Genomic DNA, 17,764 nt, shown 5'->3' with positions numbered 1-17,764 from the left:
GGCATCATACCGCAATTTTATCTTGCTGTGAGTAGATAATTTTGAGCTGAATGCAATTGCATGGCAGACTCGTGGCATATTTATACTGTAATCCCTGTGTTAGTCAGTTTGTTGCAAGGAAGTAAAAGCTTTTATGTCTGAAAATATCGAATCCGAAAGCCCACTAAAACGTCAATTACGCACCATTATTTTTGGCACTGATACCCCCGCTGGCCGCTATTTTGATATCGCCTTAATGGTGTGCATTGTGCTGAGTGTCGCTCTAGTATTTCTCGATACGGTAGAAGTGTTTCATCGTGAATACGGGCAGATTATTCGCGTCTTGGAGTGGGTCTTTACGATTATATTCACCCTTGAATATGGCCTACGTTTGTATTGTGCGACTCATCCCGTGTTATATGCCCGCAGCTTTTATGGCATAGTCGATTTGTTATCTGTATTGCCAAGTTATCTGGCGTTACTGATCCCTGGCGCTAACTTTACCTTAGTCATCCGAATTCTCAGGTTATTCAGGATTTTCCGCGTACTCAAATTACTGCGTTATTTGAGTGAAGGGAATGTGTTGCTTAGAGCCATGATGCAGTCGAGTCGTAAGGTCTTTATATTTTTCTTCTCGGTCAGTTTGATCGTTATGGTGCTCAGTGCGGTAATGTATGTGGTTGAAGGGCCTGATAATGGTTTTAGTTCAATACCTAAATCTGTCTACTGGACAATTGTGACTATTACCACTGTCGGTTACGGTGATATCACCCCTAAAACGGGATTAGGACAGGCGATTGCGGCTTTTACTATGCTGATTGGTTACTCGATTATTGCGATCCCAACGGGGATTTTAACTGCGGAGATCTCCCAAGAAGTAGGGCGTCATCGAGATTTACGCTCGTGCAATCAATGCCATAAAACCGGTCACGATCTTGATGCCATGTACTGTAGCCGCTGCGGATGCGAGTTAGATAGCCTAGATGCCCCCGTTGAAAAAGGCGCTTAGTCATAGCGTTGGCTGACACTTATTATTTTTTGCAGGTAAAACACTCGTATGACGCAAGCCAAGTTTGTTGAAGGCCCCATATTACGCCACATCTTAGTGATGAGTTCGACCGCCGCTGTGGGGATTTCTGCCTTATTTGTGGTGGATTTACTGGATATCTTTTTCCTGAGCTTATTGGGGGAGCATGAGCTTGCTGCGGCTGTGGGTTATGCTGGCAGCATCTCCTTTTTCACGACATCCATTGGGATAGGCTTATCAATTGCTTTAGGCGCTTTAGTGTCTCGCTCGATTGGCGCAAAAGATGTGGTGTTAGCAAAGCGGCTATTGCTCAATAGCGCTGTTGTGACAACGCTGATTAGCGTGCTGGTGGCCGGCGTGGTCACTACTTTCATCCCTGAGTTGGTTGCCTTAGTGGGCGCAAGTGGCCATACGGCTGAGCTCGCTGCCAGCTACTTGTATATCTTAGTGCCTTCCTTGCCCTTTATTTGTCTTGCGATGGCGCTCGGCGGGGCTTTGCGCGCCGTGGGTGATGCTAAGTTATCCATGATGTCGACCTTAGCGGGCGGCGGCGTTAATGCTGTACTCGACCCGATTTTTATCTTCTTGTTCGCCATGGGGATAGAAGGTGCGGCATTGGCATCCGTTTTAGCGCGGGTGGCGGTATTTTTAATTGCTGGCCGCGGCGTTGTGGTTAAGCATAAGTTGTTAGGTCATTTCGATAAGGCACACTTTGTCGCCGATCTTAAACCCATTTTTGCCATTGCGGGACCTGCGATGTTAACCAATGTGGCAACGCCCATCGGTAATGCCTTTGTGACCCGAGCCATTGCCGATTTCGGTGACGCTTACGTGGCGGGCTGGGCGGTATTAGGGCGTTTAATCCCTGTGACCTTTGGGATGATCTTCGCGCTTTCGGGTGCGATTGGCCCTATTGTTGGTCAAAATTTTGGTGCGGGACAGTTTGACCGAGTGCGCGAGAGTTTAACTCGTGCCATCCAGTTTTGTGCTGTGTATGTGCTGGTAATGTCTCTGTTGCTGTTCGCGCTTAAGTCACATTTGGTCAATGTGTTTGATATGAAGGGCGATAGCGCCGATCTTATCCACTTTTTCTGTAGTTATATTGCGGTTTTCTTTATCTTTTCGGGGATTTTATTCGTGGCGAATGCATCCTTTAACAACCTCGGCAAGGCTAAATATTCCACCCTATTTAACGTCGGTAAAGCCACCTTAGGCACAGTACCTTTTGTGTATTTTGGTGCACTCTGGGGCGGGGTTTATGGCGTATTGATTGGGCAAATATTAGGGTCTATTTTGTTTGGCACCTTAGGTGTGTGGGTTGCCTACCGTTTAGTGGATAAAGTGGCGGCGCAGGCCCAGTTGCCTGCGATGGCGAATGTCGGCGGCATCAATGCCGCTCCCCGTAATGTTGCGCTGAGTGAAGAGGAGGAAATCGCGAACTGTGTGGCGGAGAACCTGCCGAGTGCGACCAATCCACTTTCATCTTCTTGCGTGCAGATGGCGCAATTAACCGAGGAGCAAGAGAGTGAGTCGGTATTGCCGATAACGTATTTGGAAGAAGGTAAAAAGCCGCACTGACTTTAGAGGCTATGTGGTTTGCCAAAGCCGGCTAGCAGCGCGAACTTAGGAACACAGAAAAACAAAATGCCACAAGATTGCTTGTGGCATTTTTGTTTGAAGCGGCGTTTGCAGTTAATCTAGTCGGGTTAACAATGCACAACAATACGCCGCTAGAAAGCGTTATTCTGCGGTACGCTTATTCTTCAGTACTGCTTATTCTTCAGTACTGCTTATTCTTCAATGCTTGGCGCGTCTTGTTGGCCTTCGACTTGTTCAGTCGTGGCTTCTAATGCCGCCATTTTTGCGCGTTCGGCCTTAGAGATGTAACCTGATTTTGCTGGCGAGCCGATAGTCACTGGGTCGACTTTATTCAGTCTGGCCTTAGCGCGTTTAGCAATTTTCTTGATGATCTTTTGTTTCTTGTTCATGACGTCTCTAATTTCGTTTCGCACCCGCTATGCGCAGGAATATGAGGCCAAGGGCTCAATTGAGGGCGGATTCTAACTCAATCTGAGCTAACTGACTATGTTTTGCTGAATTGTTTTATTGAAAACTGTCGAAAAGAACCGCAACTTTTTGGCGGTCAATTTTGCAATAGCGCGTTTTCACGGGAGTTTGACTCAATGGGCAGTACAGGGATGAGTGCAATCGATGTCGAGTATTTTGCGCTACCTGCTGTCAGTAGGCGTTAAAAGCCATTATATTGCCCCGCATGATTCGTTCGATAAACTGACGCCAATGTCATTTTTTATTGCTTATGTACAATCTGAGGAAAAGCTGTGTTACTCACTAAAATCACTTTTTTCGAGCGTTTTGAACACGATATCTTAAGTGGTTCGAAAACCATTACCCTGCGCGATGAAGCCGAGTCCCATGTGATAGCGGGGCAAATTCTACCTGTGTCCACCTTCGAAACGGACCGCTGGTTTTGTGATATCCAGATTATCGATGTCACGCCAGTAAAGTTAACTGAGCTCACCAAAGTGCATGCCAAACAAGAGAATATGACTCTGTCACAGTTACGCGATGTGATTGCCGAGATTTACCCCGGTCTTGAGCAATTGTTTATGATCCGTTTTAGGATTTTGCCGCAGTAATTTGTCGCCGTAGTATGTCGCAGCAATGAGTGTTGTAAGATGTTCTGGTTCGATTCATAAATAGAAAAGGCTGCGCTGCAGCCTTTTGGTTCATTGTTTCAATGTCATTTGCTTCAAAAGCAAATTCAGTTGTGCCGGTTGACTACACTGTCCAAGGGAGCAGTTTTTGAGCTACGCGGTCGGCTTGGCCTAAACGAATAGCGGCACGATGGCGCATTCGATACAAGGCTTGGTAGCACAAAGGCACTAAGTACAAGCTAGTCAATGTCGAGAACGACAAGCCACCAATAATGGCGATTGCCATGGGGTAATATGGCGGGCCGCCGCCACCAATTTGGGTATCACCCATCGCCAGTGGAACTAAGCCCAACACTGTGGTGCCCACTGTCATCAATACTGGCCGTAAGCGCGTGATACACACGTCTCGAATGGTGGCGGACAATTTGTCGAGATCCGGCGTCATCTGGTTAATTTGATCCACCAGAACGATGCCGTTATTCACCACAATTCCCATTAAAATCAAAATGCCTATCATGGCCATCACAGAAATAGGCGTGCCCGTGATAAACAGCGCCCAGAATACACCTGTGATCGAAAATAGGATTGAAGTGATAATCGCCGTCGGTAATAACAGCGATTCAAACAGCGCCGCCATGACGATATAAATCATCGCGACAGCCAATAGCATATTGGTTGCCATCACATTCTGATCTTCATCTTGACGCTCAAATCCACCGCGTAATGAATAGTCGTAACCATTAGGGAAATGGATATTTTCCATCACTTGCTTGATCTTAGTTTGCGCTTCTTCCGTGGTGAGGTTTTCTAAGTTAGCGCCAATCGATAAAGAGGTTTGGCGATTAAAGTGCTTGATCGTATCGAAGCGAGGTTGGATCTCAATCTTCGCTAAGTTATCCAAGGTGTACACCCTTTGGTCGATGCGCACTATCGGTAACTGCTTGAGTTTTTCGAGCGACTTTTGCCACTCTTTTTCATAGGCCATTTCGATGCGCAGTTCGCCATTAGGATCGTGACGGAATGAGCGCAACGGTGAACCACGCAGTGCCATAGAGATACTCGAAGCGATTTCATTGAGTTTTAAATCTAACCGCGCCGCCATTTGCCTATCGATGCGGATAACCACTTCCTGTTGCGCACCGTTAAGCTCAGAGCGAACATCTTGCATTCCTTTGATATTTTGCAGTAAAGGGATTACTTGTTCGCTTAAGTTAATCAGCTCAGAGGTTGAGCGACCTGTGAGCGTCACGCGCACACCAGAGTTGTCATTGCCCCAACCAAATTGCGGTTTGGCGATCGAATACTTAGGGAAGCCGCTGCGGATTTTCTTTTTCAACTCATCCAGTGGCATAGGCAAGTCTTTCTTCAGCAATATCACTGATGAACCATCGTCGGATGAGTAGTAGCTGTAGACAGAATCAATATGAAATTCCTCTTTATTTTTATAAAGATACTCTTCCATTTGATTGACCATAGCTTCAGTCACATTGAGATTATGGCGACCTTCCACTTGATAGTTGATGTAAATCCGCTCCTTGCTCTGGCTGTCTTCTTGATCCTGTTTGACCATAGACAGCGGCAGGGCGGTGGACGCGAGAATGGCCACCGCAATAAAGCCTGAACGCCAAGGCCTCAGCAATACCCAGTTAAGTGTATTGTTGTAGAAGCGTTGTAACTTACCGGCATCCTTTTCGGGCGCGATGTCGAAGTGGAACTTAGTCAACATCAAAGGGATCAAGGTTTTAGCAACCAGTAGCGATGCCGCAAGTGAGATACAAATCGCGATGGCAACATGCTCTAGGAAAATCGTCAGCTCCACTTTCACGCCAAAAATATTCGGTAAAAATACGATGGCAGTGGTCATAGTGCCCGCCAATACGGCGAGGGATACTTTATCGACGCCAGTCATCACTGACTCTTCATTATCCTTGGGTGATTTGCCTTGTTTCTCCTGCAGCACGCTCTCGGTCACCACCACAGCGTTATCAATTAACATACCAATGGCGAGCAAGAGTCCCATCATAGACAGGATATTCAAGCTGTAACCGAGTAAATACATGGCGGCGAGCGTCATACCGATGGAAATCGGCACAGACGACACGACCACTAAGGTCATTTTCAGATTACGCAGGAACAAGTACAGCACCACAAAGGACAGCAGGGCGCCGATTAAACCCGAAAACAGTAGGTCCATCAGGGATGATTTAACCCCAGAGGCTTGATCTTCCATGATAAACAGCCGAATACCTTGGAACTGTTGATCTTGCTTCGCTAGTTCGATGACTTTTAGTACGCGTTCAGACACTTCGACTAAGTTAGCACCTGATTCCTTAAACACATCTAAACCGACAGCATAGTGCTGATCTAAATGGCGACCTTCGATACGCTCTGGCAAGGCAAACTGCACATCTGCAATATCGCCTAAGGTCAATCCTGGGATCAGCACCAGTGCTTTGATATCTTCAAGGTTTCTAAACTCGCCCTTCGGCGACACTTGGTAAACGATGTTACTGGCCCTGAGTGTGCCAGCGCTAATCACAAAGTTTTCTCTGCCGAGGCGGGCTTGCAAGTCGGTGGCTGAAAATCCACTGGCGGCAAGACGGTCGGCATTGATGCGCACTTCAATCTGCTTTTGTTCAACGCCGTACAGGCTGACCTTAGAGACACCTTCAACACGTTCAAGCGGACGCTTGAGCTGTTTATCGAGTAAATCGAATGCGCCTGACAGCTCGCGGTCGCTCGATATACGTATCGTGAGCACTGGCATGTCGGCGGTGGAGAATTGGCGGATAAAGACCCGCTCAACATCCTTTGGCAGTAAATGCCGCACCGCATCGATTTTTTCCCGCGCTTCTAGGCTCTTAGTAGCAACGTTTTCACCCCACTTCATGTTGATTTCGATTTCAGAACCTTCTTGAGAAGATTCTGACTCGAGCTCATCAATCCCACCCATAGTGGCGAGGGATTCCTCCAGCACTTTGGTGATATCGCGCTCCACTTCAGCGGGGGTTGAGCCCTTGTAGGGCACTTGCACCACAATCTGCGGAATATCGATACCGGGGAACATTTCCAGTGGTAACAAACGACTCGAGGCGAGACCAAACAGCAAGATAGCAAAGAAGAACATGCTGGTGGTCACGGGACGCTTAATGGCTAAACGGGTGAGGTTCATGGGCGAGCCTCCTCAACGTCATGCGCGATATCTGTGGCTGCAACGTCATACACTTTACGGTCGAACAGGGCATAGAGCACTGGTAGCACAATTAAGGTCAGTAAAGTGGATAAACTCAGACCAAAAATCACCGTAATCGCCATAGGTGCACGTACCTCTGAACCATCGCCCAACCCCAGTGCCATCGGCAATAAGCCTAAGGTGGTGGTGAGCGTGGTCATCATAATGGGACGTAGGCGCGATTTAGCCGCGGCGCGAATGGCATCGAGTTTTTCAACACCTTCACTGCGCAGTTGGTTGATGCGATCCACCAAAACAATAGCGTTGTTCACTACAATACCCGCCAACATAATAAGGCCGATAAATACCACCACACTCAAATGGGTTTGGGTGATGTAAAGCCCCAGCACGCTACCCGCCAATGCCATAGGTACAGCAAACAGGATAAGCAAGGGGTGCAGTAGTGACTCAAACTGACTCGCCATCACTAAATACACTAAGAAAATCGCTAAGATAAGGGCAATTTTGAGTGACTGGAATGAGTGCTCCATTTCCTCATTTTGACCACCAAAGCGGGCTTGTACCGATGCCGGTAGCACCTGTTGCGACAGTATTTGCTGCGCCTGTGCTACTGCATCGCTTAAGTCACCGTAGGCGAGGTTAGCCGACACCAGTGCCACACGTTGCTGGCTGATACGGTTAATCGCCGAGGGGCCTAATTGTAATGACACTTCGGCAACCGCACTTAAAGCAATAGGTTGATTGCTGTTCGGGTTGATGATTAAGGCATCGATATCGCTGATTTGATCGCGCTCGGCGAGTTCACTGCGCACCAGAATATCAATCTTACGATCACGTACCGTGTATTGGCTGGCAATGGTACCGCCAACGCGCTGGGCAATGCGGTTTGCAACCGTTGGTGCATCCATTCCGAGCGCCGCTAACCTTGCATGATCGAAACGGATACTCAGCTCAGGTTGACCATCGCGCAGACTGGTATTCACGTCAGCAAAACGATCTGATGCGGATAATGCTTTGACTAGACTATCGGCACTGCGCTTGAGCAAGTTCAAATCGTAACCCGTGAGCTCAATCTCCAGTGGCGTTTTAAAGCTGAATAGCTCAGGTTGCTCAATTTTTGCTTCAAGTTCAGGAATGCGGCGTGCGGTATCACGCAGCACTTGAGTGATCGCGTTATAGGCACTGTGATCTGTCAGCACCACTTGTAAGCGGCCCCAGTTTTCACCACCGCGAGCAGTATCCGAGGTCATCAAACCACCGCTACCAGCTTGGCTATAGGCATGTTTAACTTCGGCTCTGTCCTTGATAGACAAAGCGAGTTGTTGCAATACCTTATCGGTTTCGCTCACTGCAGTACCCGGTGGCAGTAGGATTTCTACATAGAATTCGCCCTGATTCATCGGTGGAATAAGCTCCATACCTAGGCGAGGTAACAGGCTAATACACGCGCCCGTTATCGCAATGGTGAGCAGCAGCGTGGTCATTTGTTGACGCAGCGCCGAGGCCAGCAGCTTGTGATAAACCTTCTCGATACTGTGATAGACAAAGTTAAATCCAGAACTCAAAGGACGCATGATAAGACCGATGAGCCAGGAGAAAAAGCGACCTAAAATCAGCACTAAGGTCAACAATGCACTTGGTAAGTAACTAAAAATCAATAGAATAGGGAAGGAGAACACAGTCGCGCTATAGTGTTTAAACTTACCCATTTTAGTGGTGGGTTTATCTTTGGGCGTGGTTTTTATCAGTGCGGGTAAGGTTTTAAAGCCTTCGCGCGATGCCAGCATAGGGATAGAGGTTAAGGCGACTAATAGCGAGGCCAACAGGGCAAACGTGACTGTTAGCGCTTGGTCAGAGAACAGAGCGCCGGCAATCCCATCAACAAACACTAAGGGCACAAACACCGCAAGGGTCGTCAGTGTGGAGGCGAAAATCGCGCCAGCTACTTCTTTTGTGCCTGTGACTGCGGCGTCTAACTTACTCATGCCTTCGCTGCGACAGCGGTCAATGTTCTCTAATACCACAATGGCGTTATCGACTAATAGACCAATGGCCAGCGCGATACCACCTAATGACATGATGTTTAAGCTAATATCGGCAAAATACATCATGTTAAAGGTCGCGATAACCGAGAAGGGGATCGAGATGGAAATAATCAGCGTTGGGATGATGTTACGCAGGAATAGGTAAATCACTAGCATGGACAATAAACTGCCCATTAGCGCCGAAGAGGTGACTTCACTGACCGCACTTTCGATAAACTCGGATTGATCGTAAATCACTTCGAGTTTGTTTTGCTTAGGATCTTGATTGATTTTGACAAGTTCATCGCGCAGTTTTTTGGCGACGGCGACAGTGTTCGCATCACCTTCTTTATAAATCGCCAGTTCAATCGATTCTTGGCTACCGATGCGGGTGATATCACTGCGTTCTTTATAGGCATCCGTAATCGTAGCGACTTCGAATAAACGTACTAAGGTTTGCTCGTCGCGATAGACGATCACTTGGCCAAGTTCATCTAGTGAATTGAATTGGTTTAGCGTCCGCACTAAGTATTCGCGATCACCTTGGATCACTTTACCCGCAGAGAGGTTAATGTTTTCCTCATTAATGCGACGTTTAATGTCGTCGGCATTGAGGTTAAGTTGCGATAGTTTTTCTTGATTGAGCTGAATGTGTACTTCTTGCTCTAAACCACCGGATAAACGCACGGCGGCGACCCCAGAAAGCGCTTCTAAGCGACGCTTAAGCTCTTCTTCTGCGTAGGTGCGCATTTGCTTAAGATCGGCTTCTGAGGCATTGGGCACAGACAACGCGAGACGCATGATTGGGTCAAGGTTGGGGTTAAAGCGCAGTAATAATGGCTTTTTAACATCCAAAGGCAGGGCGATAGTGTCGAGTTTTTCGCGCACATCTAAACTCGCCATGTCCATTGTGGTGCCCCATTCAAACTCAAGCACTACATCTGACATGCCTGAGCGCGAAATAGAGCTGATTTTACGTAAGCCTTTGACCACGCCAACGGCTTCTTCAATCGGTTTAGAGACGAGCTGTTCAACTTCTACTGGCGCCGCACCGTCATACATAGTGCGAATGGTTAATGTGGGATAGCTTAAGTCTGGCAGTAACTTCACCGCTAAGCGGGAAAATCCCACCATACCGAATAAAATCACCGCCAGCATGAACATCCACACCGTGACTGGCCGTTTAACGGAAGTGCTGATAATTGACATGAAAGGCTCCTATCAGTTCTTAGCGGAAGCAAGATCGAGTGGGGTGATCACTTCGACTAAGGATTGGTCTTTCAAGTTTTGCTGGCCACGGGTCACGACTTGTTCACCTGGGTTAATGCCTGCAATCACTTCTACAGAGTCACCTTCACGGTAGCCAATTTCGACTTCACGGCGGTTAGCATTAGTGCCATCGATAACATACAGAGCTTGCCTGTTATCTTGGTTAATCAGGGCGCTATAGGGAACGGTAATCACGTTTTCATGGGTGTCATACTTAAGCTCAACACGGGTAAACATGCCTGCTTTTAGGCGCGCCTCTTGATTCGGTACGGCTAATGTCACTTTGAACGTGCCACTTTGTGGGTCAACAATCGGGCTTATCCGCAGCACTTTGGCATGGATAGCATTTTTACTTTGTTGATTGCTGAACACTTGTGCTTCTTGGCCGAGTCTTAAGCTGGCAAGTTGTTGCTCTGGCAGATGGACTATACCGTGGAGTTCATCTTGATTAACGATATAAAACAAATCGCCAAATTCCTTCGCCATGTTGCCTGCTTTCACATAACGTTTAGCGACGACACCGCTAATAGGGGACAGTACGCGGCTTTCTTTGACTTGTAGCTCGGCAAGGTCTTTCTTGGCGATGGCGGCTTGCAAGTTATATTCAAGTTTGGCCATCGAATCTGCGCTGATAAATTCTTTGTTGCCCATTTTCTTCAGACGATTCAATTCCTGCTCAATGATTTTAACTTCGGCTTCTGAGCGGTCTAAATCGTATTGCTGTCTTTTGGCATCGATAACGGCGAGCACTTGACCCTTCTGCACGCGGTCACCTTCTTCAACGGCTAGTGATTCAATGAGTCCAGAAATGCGGCTGACGACATTGGCTTCTTGAGGCGCTTCTAAGGTGGCTGTTGTGCTGTAGAAAGATGAAACGTTTCCTTGCATCACTGTGGTGGTTTCGACGGGAATGGCATATTTTTCTTCTTTTTTAGCCATTTCTTCCTTACCACAGGCTGCTAGCATTGAAATCATTAGCAGGGGTAGGGCGAATTTAGCAATGTTTGACTTTTCCATAAGTGTGTTACCTGTTGTCTTTATTGTGATGCCATTTGATAGCAGAAACCGTGCCAACATTAAATATAGCTTAATTTCATATAGTTAAGCTATATTTAAGTTAAGACTAATGTGCTAATTCCACTAAATGTAGCTAAAAAGTTTAAAAAGTGATGAGAATAACTAAAGGCGGTTAACAGCGGTTACGCAAGTAGGCAATTGCAACAATGTATTTTGTCTAACAAGGGGAGTGTCAAAGGGGATTGTTTGATATGAAAAAAGCGCCCTCAGGCGCTTTTTAATGCGTAAGTGACCCGTCCTAAATAGCGTTGACACTTTTCAAACTCATTTTGGAGAGTGTAATGACTTCAACAATTAAACGAACTCAACGTGATTATTCCCTCGCTTTTAAATTGGCCGTTGTCGACCAAGTGGAAAAAGGCGAGCTGACTTATAAGCAGGCCCAAGACAAGTACGGTATTCAAGGTTGTTCCACCGTGTTAGTTTGGCTTCGCAAACATGGAAAACTGGATTGGTCCCAAGGAACACCATCGACATCAATGCGAGGACATTTAATGACTGAGCCCACCACACTCACTCCCGAGCAAAAGATAAAAGCACTCGAAGCCGAACTTGAAGATACCCGCATGAAAGCCGCGTTCTTCGAAGCCATTGTCGAAAAACTTAGAACTGACTACGGGATTTCTGTCGTAAAAAAGCCACGAGCGAAACGCTCCAGGAAAAAACGGCCATAGGTTATCGCGTCACCCAATGCTGTCGTTACCTCGGGATTAGCCGTCAGGCGTATTATCAGCAATGTCAGCGGCAAAAAGTATCAGAGCAGAGGGAGCAACACGTGTTGCAAACGGTGCAATATGAACGGTTATTTCAACCACGAATAGGTACACGCAAGTTGCAGTATTTACTGAATAAATCACATCAAATAGTGATTGGGCGAGACCGGTTATTTAGCAGCCTCAGAGCGCATCGTTTGTTGGTCGCACCTAAACGGGCGTACCACAAAACGACTCACAGTCATCATCGATTTAGGTGTCATCCCAACTTGCTTAAGCCCAGTGAGCAACAAGTGGACATCACTCGCTCAGAGCAAGTCTGGGTGGCTGATATTACCTATCTGCCACTGCAAAATAATGAAGCCTACTTAAGCCTGGTGACCGATGCCTGGTCACGAAAAATCGTGGGCTATCATGTTGATGATAATCTCAAAACAGATGGTGTGCTAACAGCGTACAAACAGGCACTGAGGCAGCGGCAAGACAAAGATAAACCGCTGATACACCACTCAGATCGAGGAATACAATACTGCTCAAACGCTTATCAAGCGGTTCACACACATCATGGTGTGACATGCTCAATGACAGACGGATATGACTGCTATCAAAATGCATTAGCAGAACGCGTAAATGTCATATTGAAGCAGGAGTTTTTAACACATAAGCCAGCAACGCTGCAGGAGGCGCGACAGATGGTGGCAGAAGCGGTCGCCATATATAATCAACGACGGCCACATTTGGCCTTAAAATATAAAACGCCCGATGAGGTTCATCAGGCGTTTTAGGTAGAAATAAGTGTCAACTTATTTCAGGACGAGACAAAGTCGTGGGACTTAGCGTTTGTCTTGTGCGACGAAATCACGCGCAGTTTCGCCAGTATATAACTGACGTGGACGGCTGATTTTGTGGCCTGGTTGATCTAACATTTCTTTCCAGTGTGCAATCCAGCCAACAGTACGTGCCAGTGCGAACAGCACAGTGAACATACTGGTTGGAATACCAATGGCTTTCATGATGATGCCAGAGTAGAAGTCGACGTTTGGATACAGCTTCTTAGAAATGAAGTATTCGTCCTCAAGCGCAATGCGCTCAAGCTCCATTGCCACATCCAATAGTGGATCCTTAACTTTCAGTTCTTTCAGCACTTCGTGACAGGTTTCACGCATAACTTTGGCACGTGGGTCAAAGTTTTTGTAAACACGGTGTCCAAAGCCCATCAGACGGAATGGATCGTTCTTGTCTTTAGCACGTTCAATGAATTCAGGAATGCGGTCAACTGAACCGATTTCTTCTAACATTTGCAAACAGGCTTCGTTAGCGCCGCCGTGTGCAGGGCCCCAAAGAGACGCGATACCCGCTGCGATACACGCAAATGGGTTAGCACCTGAAGAACCGGCTAAACGTACGGTTGAAGTCGATGCATTTTGTTCATGATCAGCATGTAAAATGAAGATCCTGTCCATTGCACGTTCAACGATAGGGTTAACTATGTATTCTTCACATGGCACAGCAAACATCATGCTTAAGAAGTTGCCCGCATAGCTTAAGTCATTACGTGGGTACACGAATGGCTGGCCTGAAGAATACTTGTAGCACATGGCTGCTATCGTAGGCATTTTTGAGACTAAGCGATAAGCGGCGATTTCACGGTGACGTGGATCGTTAACATCCAGAGAGTCTTGGTAAAATGCAGATAATGCACCCGTCACACCACATAACATGGCCATAGGATGAGCATCACGACGGAAACCTCTAAAGAAGAAGGCTAGCTGCTCGTGAACCATAGTGTGGGTTTTAACTGTATGTACAAACTCAGTATATTGCGCTTTTGTCGGCAGTTCACCGTAAAGCAGCAGATAACACAGGTCTAGGTAATCGGAGTCAACGGCGAGTTGATCGATTGGATAGCCACGGTGTAACAATATACCCAGATCACCATCAATATAGGTAATTGCAGATTCACAGGAGGCAGTCGCAAGAAAACCTGGATCAAAAGTGAAGTAACCTTTGCTGCCAAGTTTACTGATGTCGATTACGTCAAAACCAGCGGTTCCCTGCTTTACTGGCAATTCTATCGAGTCGTTCCCTGGTAATTCTAATTTGGCTTTTAAATCAGCCATACCCCGTTCTCCTTACTTAGTTCTTATCTGTGAGTGCGGCATGTCAAACCGCCATTACTTTACAGCCATTCTAGATCACATTTCAATTTAAATAAGCGTTTAAATTTGTTAGACCATGGTATAAATGCCTTTACTTTCCCATGCGGAACTGGCACTTACAGTAAAAAATCGTCAAAAAAACATAATTTGCATTCTGTGATGTTTGTATTTGACATTTGCCGCGAGTATACTTGCCTCGCCCAATAAGGGCCGCAAACAACGATTATAAAGCACCCTTTGTTTACATGTTAAATGAGTGCGTGCTCAGATAGTTAACTGTTTGTTTAAACTTTGCTTTTGTGTTTACTTTTGCCGTGATTCACATCCCAGTTTAAAGTTTGTACAAAAGCGGTTCACATAACAAAAAAAATGCTCAATGGAGCTGAGTGAGCAGAACGTGAAAAAGCAAAGACCTGTCCATTTAGATCTGCAGACCATTCGCTTTCCTGCAACAGCGATTGTGTCAATTCTTCACCGTGTTTCCGGTGTCATCATGCTGTTCGCAGTTGGCATTCTCATTTGGTTGCTAAATTCATCTTTAGCATCAGCTGAAAGTTTCGCTGGCGTACAATCTCTATTCGATAACTTCGTTATGAAGTTCATCATGTGGGGCATTATGACTGCACTGGCGTATCACTTGTTCGGTGGCCTGCGCCACTTAGTAATGGATACCGGTCGTTGGGAAGAATTGTCATCGGGTGCCGCATCAGCGAAAGCTGTATTTGCCTTAACGGTAGCCTTTTCAATCATAGCGGGGATTTGGGTATGGTAACCAATGCAGCAAGTTTTGGACGCAGTGGTGTTCATGACTATATTCTACTACGCGCTAGTGCAGTGATCCTCGCCTGTTACACCATTTTCTTGGTTGGCTTTATTGCATGTAGTTCCCCTCTCACCTACGACGTGTGGCATAGCCTTTTTAGCGCTCTGCCGATGAAAGTGTTTACACTTCTGGCGCTGGTAGCATTATTAGTACACGCTTGGATTGGTGTATGGCAAGTGCTGACAGATTACGTCAAGTGCACGTCGTTACGTGGTGTTTTACAGTTCACCTTTGTCGTTACCGTTTTTTGTTATTTAGCGGCCGGCATTGTTATTGTGTGGGGTGTCTAAGTGAGTATTCCAGTACGCGAATTTGATGCTGTAGTGATCGGTGCCGGTGGCGCTGGTATGCGTGCAGCGCTGCAGATTTCCAAAGAAGGTAAAAGCTGTGCGCTTTTATCAAAAGTATTCCCAACTCGTTCTCATACCGTATCTGCGCAGGGTGGTATCACTGTTGCGTTAGGTAACGCCCATGAAGATCATTGGGAACAGCATATGTACGATACCGTGAAGGGTTCCGATTTTATCGGTGACCAAGAAGCGATTGAATTCATGTGTAAAACCGGTCCTGAAGCCGTTATTGAACTTGAGCAAATGGGTTTGCCTTTTTCTCGTTTCGAAAATGGCACGATTTACCAACGTCCGTTTGGTGGTCAATCTAAGAACTTTGGTGGCGAGCAGGCTGCACGTACTGCGGCAGCTGCCGACCGTACTGGTCATGCTTTGCTGCACTGTTTATACCAACAAAACGTTAAGCATAAGACGCAAGTCTTCTCAGAATGGTATGCATTAGATCTCGTTAAAAACGATGATGGCGCCGTTGTGGGTTGTACTGCGATTGAAATTGAAACAGGCGATATCGTTTATTTCAAAGCCAAAGCAACGATTCTAGCGACAGGTGGAGCAGGGCGTATTTACGCTTCGACCACTAACGCACATATCAACACCGGTGACGGCGTCGGTATGGCAATGCGTGCTGGCGTGCAAATGCAAGACATGGAAATGTGGCAATTCCACCCAACTGGCATCGCCGGCGCGGGTGTACTTGTGACTGAAGGTTGTCGTGGTGAAGGCGGTTATCTGCTGAACAAAGACGGCGAGCGCTTCATGGAGCGTTATGCCCCTAACGCGAAAGATTTGGCATCACGCGACGTGGTAGCACGTTCAATGATGACTGAAATCCGCGAAGGTCGTGGTTTAGACGGTCCACTAGGTCCACACTGTTTACTCAAGCTTGATCACTTAGGTAAAGAAACATTAGAAGCACGTTTACCAGGCGTGTGTGAATTGTCTCGTACCTTTGCCCATATCGATCCGGCCGATGGTCCAATCCCAGTATTACCAACCTGTCACTACATGATGGGCGGTCTGCCAACTAAGGTCAGTGGTCAAGTTATTCGTAAGAATGAAGACGGCACTGAACAAGATGTTATCGGTCTGTTCGCTGTGGGTGAGATTGCCTGTGTATCTGTTCACGGTGCAAACCGCTTAGGTGGTAACTCATTGCTCGACTTAGTGGTCTTTGGCCGCGCAGCGGGTCAGCATTTAGGTAAAGCTTTGGATGAGACTGACGATCCAAAAGACGCAAGCGATGCGGATATTCAAGCATCTCTGGCGCGTCTGAATCGTTGGGAAAGCAACAAAGATGGCGAAGATCCAGCGCAAATCCGTAAGGATCTGCAACTGTGTATGCAATTAAACTTCTCTGTATTCCGTCGTGGCGATGCTATGGCTGAAGGTTTAGAGCAGTTGAAAGTGATCCGCGAACGTCTTGCAAATGCTAAATTGTCTGATAACTCTCGTGAATTCAACACTCAACGTATTGAATGCTTAGAGTTAGATAACTTAATGGCAACGGCGATTGCAACGGCTTATGCGGCTAACTTCCGTACTGAAAGTCGCGGTGCTCACTCACGTGAAGATTATTTAGAGCGTGATGATGAGAACTGGTTATGCCACAGCTTATTTGACCCTGTGACTGAAACGATGGATCGTCGTGCAGTGAACATGGCACCTAAGTTACGTGAAGCATTCCCGCCGAAGAAACGTACCTACTAGGAGTTGCAAAGATGAAATTGACATTTGCAGTTTATCGCTACAATCCTGACGTAGATACTAAACCGTATATGCAGGATTACAGCTTAGAAGTGGCTGAAGGCTCTGACATGATGGTGCTCGATGCACTGATCAAGTTGAAAGAGCAAGATCCGACTTTGTCATTCCGTCGCTCATGCCGTGAAGGCGTGTGTGGTTCAGACGGCGTGAACATGAATGGTAAGAATGGTCTGGCGTGTATTACCCCAATTTCAACCTTTAAAGGCAAGAAATTAGAAATACGTCCATTACCAGGTATGCCAGTTGTTCGTGACTTAGTTGTTGATTTAACTCAGTTCTATAAGCAGTATGAGAAGATCAAGCCTTACCTCATCAATGATGAGAAACAACCTGCTCGTGAACACTTACAATCCCCTGAAGAGCGTGCTCATTTAGATGGTCTCTACGAATGTATCATGTGTGCCTGTTGTTCTACGGCTTGCCCATCATTCTGGTGGAATCCTGATAAGTTTATCGGTCCAAGCGGTCTGCTTCACGCATATCGTTTCTTGATCGACAGTCGCGATACAGCAACAGAAGAACGTTTATCTGAGCTGGACGACGCCTATAGCGTGTTCCGTTGCCACGGCATCATGAACTGCGTTGACGTTTGTCCAAAAGGTCTTAATCCGACTAAAGCAATTGGTCATATTAAGTCCATGCTGTTGAAGCGAGCAGTGTAATGCGAGAACCCGAGCTGAAACCAATAATAATATAGCTCTTGAAGAGTCA

At 46.7% G+C, this 17,764-nt stretch carries 13 protein-coding genes; 8 read left to right on the top strand and 5 right to left on the bottom strand.

Annotation, left to right across the window (positions count from 1 at the left end; genetic code table 11):
* Positions 1-133 precede the first annotated feature (133 nt).
* Together MO387_RS08175 and MO387_RS08170 are read left to right on the top strand one after the other, a co-directional pair.
* A complete protein-coding gene (locus MO387_RS08175) occupies positions 134-988 on the top strand; it encodes an ion transporter (protein ID WP_107947913.1) in 855 nt (284 codons plus the stop codon).
* Between the two features lie 48 nt (positions 989-1,036).
* Entirely contained in the window at positions 1,037-2,584 is a 1,548-nt protein-coding gene (locus MO387_RS08170; protein WP_107947911.1) for an MATE family efflux transporter, read from the top strand.
* A gap of 212 nt (positions 2,585-2,796) precedes the next feature.
* Here the strand turns inward: MO387_RS08170 and MO387_RS08165 are convergent, their stop codons facing one another.
* Positions 2,797-2,994 (bottom strand): DUF2986 domain-containing protein, encoded by a 198-nt coding sequence (locus MO387_RS08165; RefSeq protein WP_107947909.1) that lies wholly within the window; start codon positions 2,992-2,994, stop codon positions 2,797-2,799.
* Between the two features lie 351 nt (positions 2,995-3,345).
* On the opposite strand from MO387_RS08165, the gene yqfB reads away from it, so the two are divergent.
* On the top strand, positions 3,346-3,663 hold the full coding sequence (yqfB, locus tag MO387_RS08160; RefSeq protein WP_107947907.1) for a N(4)-acetylcytidine aminohydrolase: 318 nt from the start codon (positions 3,346-3,348) through the stop codon (positions 3,661-3,663).
* A gap of 142 nt (positions 3,664-3,805) precedes the next feature.
* Here yqfB and MO387_RS08155 read toward each other — a convergent pair whose 3' ends face one another.
* The 3 genes from MO387_RS08155 to MO387_RS08145 are packed head-to-tail and all read right to left on the bottom strand — an operon-like array spanning position 3,806 to position 11,184.
* Positions 3,806-6,853 carry an efflux RND transporter permease subunit gene (locus MO387_RS08155; RefSeq protein WP_107947905.1) on the bottom strand — a complete coding sequence of 1,016 codons (3,048 nt, stop codon included), beginning with the start codon at positions 6,851-6,853 and terminating at the stop codon, positions 3,806-3,808.
* Entirely contained in the window at positions 6,850-10,107 is a 3,258-nt protein-coding gene (locus tag MO387_RS08150) for an efflux RND transporter permease subunit (protein ID WP_107947903.1), read from the bottom strand. Before MO387_RS08150 ends, MO387_RS08155 begins: the two co-directional genes overlap by 4 nt.
* 12 nt (positions 10,108-10,119) lie before the next feature.
* A complete protein-coding gene (locus MO387_RS08145) occupies positions 10,120-11,184 on the bottom strand; it encodes an efflux RND transporter periplasmic adaptor subunit (protein ID WP_107947900.1) in 1,065 nt (354 codons plus the stop codon).
* A 341-nt stretch (positions 11,185-11,525) separates the two neighbouring features.
* On the opposite strand from MO387_RS08145, the gene MO387_RS08140 reads away from it, so the two are divergent.
* Positions 11,526-12,742 (top strand): IS3 family transposase gene (locus MO387_RS08140; RefSeq protein ID WP_107947898.1). Its coding sequence is split into 2 segments (ribosomal slippage): positions 11,526-11,874 and positions 11,874-12,742, totalling 1,218 coding nucleotides; the frame shifts between segments, so codons are not numbered across the junction.
* A 48-nt stretch (positions 12,743-12,790) separates the two neighbouring features.
* On the opposite strand, the gene MO387_RS08135 is transcribed toward MO387_RS08140, so the two are convergent.
* Positions 12,791-14,077, bottom strand: coding sequence for a citrate synthase (locus tag MO387_RS08135; RefSeq protein ID WP_006081983.1), 1,287 nt, complete (start codon positions 14,075-14,077; stop codon positions 12,791-12,793).
* 415 nt (positions 14,078-14,492) lie between these two features.
* Here MO387_RS08135 and sdhC point away from each other — a divergent pair, with 415 nt between their 5' ends.
* The 4 genes from sdhC to MO387_RS08115 are packed head-to-tail and all read left to right on the top strand — an operon-like array spanning position 14,493 to position 17,715.
* On the top strand, positions 14,493-14,888 hold the full coding sequence (gene sdhC / locus MO387_RS08130) for a succinate dehydrogenase cytochrome b556 subunit (RefSeq protein ID WP_006081982.1): 396 nt from the start codon (positions 14,493-14,495) through the stop codon (positions 14,886-14,888).
* Positions 14,882-15,229, top strand: coding sequence for a succinate dehydrogenase, hydrophobic membrane anchor protein (gene sdhD / locus MO387_RS08125; RefSeq protein WP_006081981.1), 348 nt, complete (start codon positions 14,882-14,884; stop codon positions 15,227-15,229). Before sdhC ends, sdhD begins: the two co-directional genes overlap by 7 nt.
* Positions 15,230-16,996, top strand: coding sequence for a succinate dehydrogenase flavoprotein subunit (gene sdhA, locus MO387_RS08120; RefSeq protein WP_063884037.1), 1,767 nt, complete (start codon positions 15,230-15,232; stop codon positions 16,994-16,996).
* A gap of 11 nt (positions 16,997-17,007) precedes the next feature.
* Positions 17,008-17,715 carry a succinate dehydrogenase iron-sulfur subunit gene (locus tag MO387_RS08115; RefSeq protein ID WP_028759701.1) on the top strand — a complete coding sequence of 236 codons (708 nt, stop codon included), beginning with the start codon at positions 17,008-17,010 and terminating at the stop codon, positions 17,713-17,715.
* Positions 17,716-17,764: the final 49 nt, after the last annotated feature.

It is taken from the genome of Shewanella sp. N2AIL (genome assembly GCF_022690845.1).
GTDB classification, from domain to species: domain Bacteria; phylum Pseudomonadota; class Gammaproteobacteria; order Enterobacterales; family Shewanellaceae; genus Shewanella; species Shewanella baltica.
The sequence above is the reverse complement of the archived record's forward strand: the minus strand, read 5'-3'. Positions and strand labels throughout refer to the sequence as shown.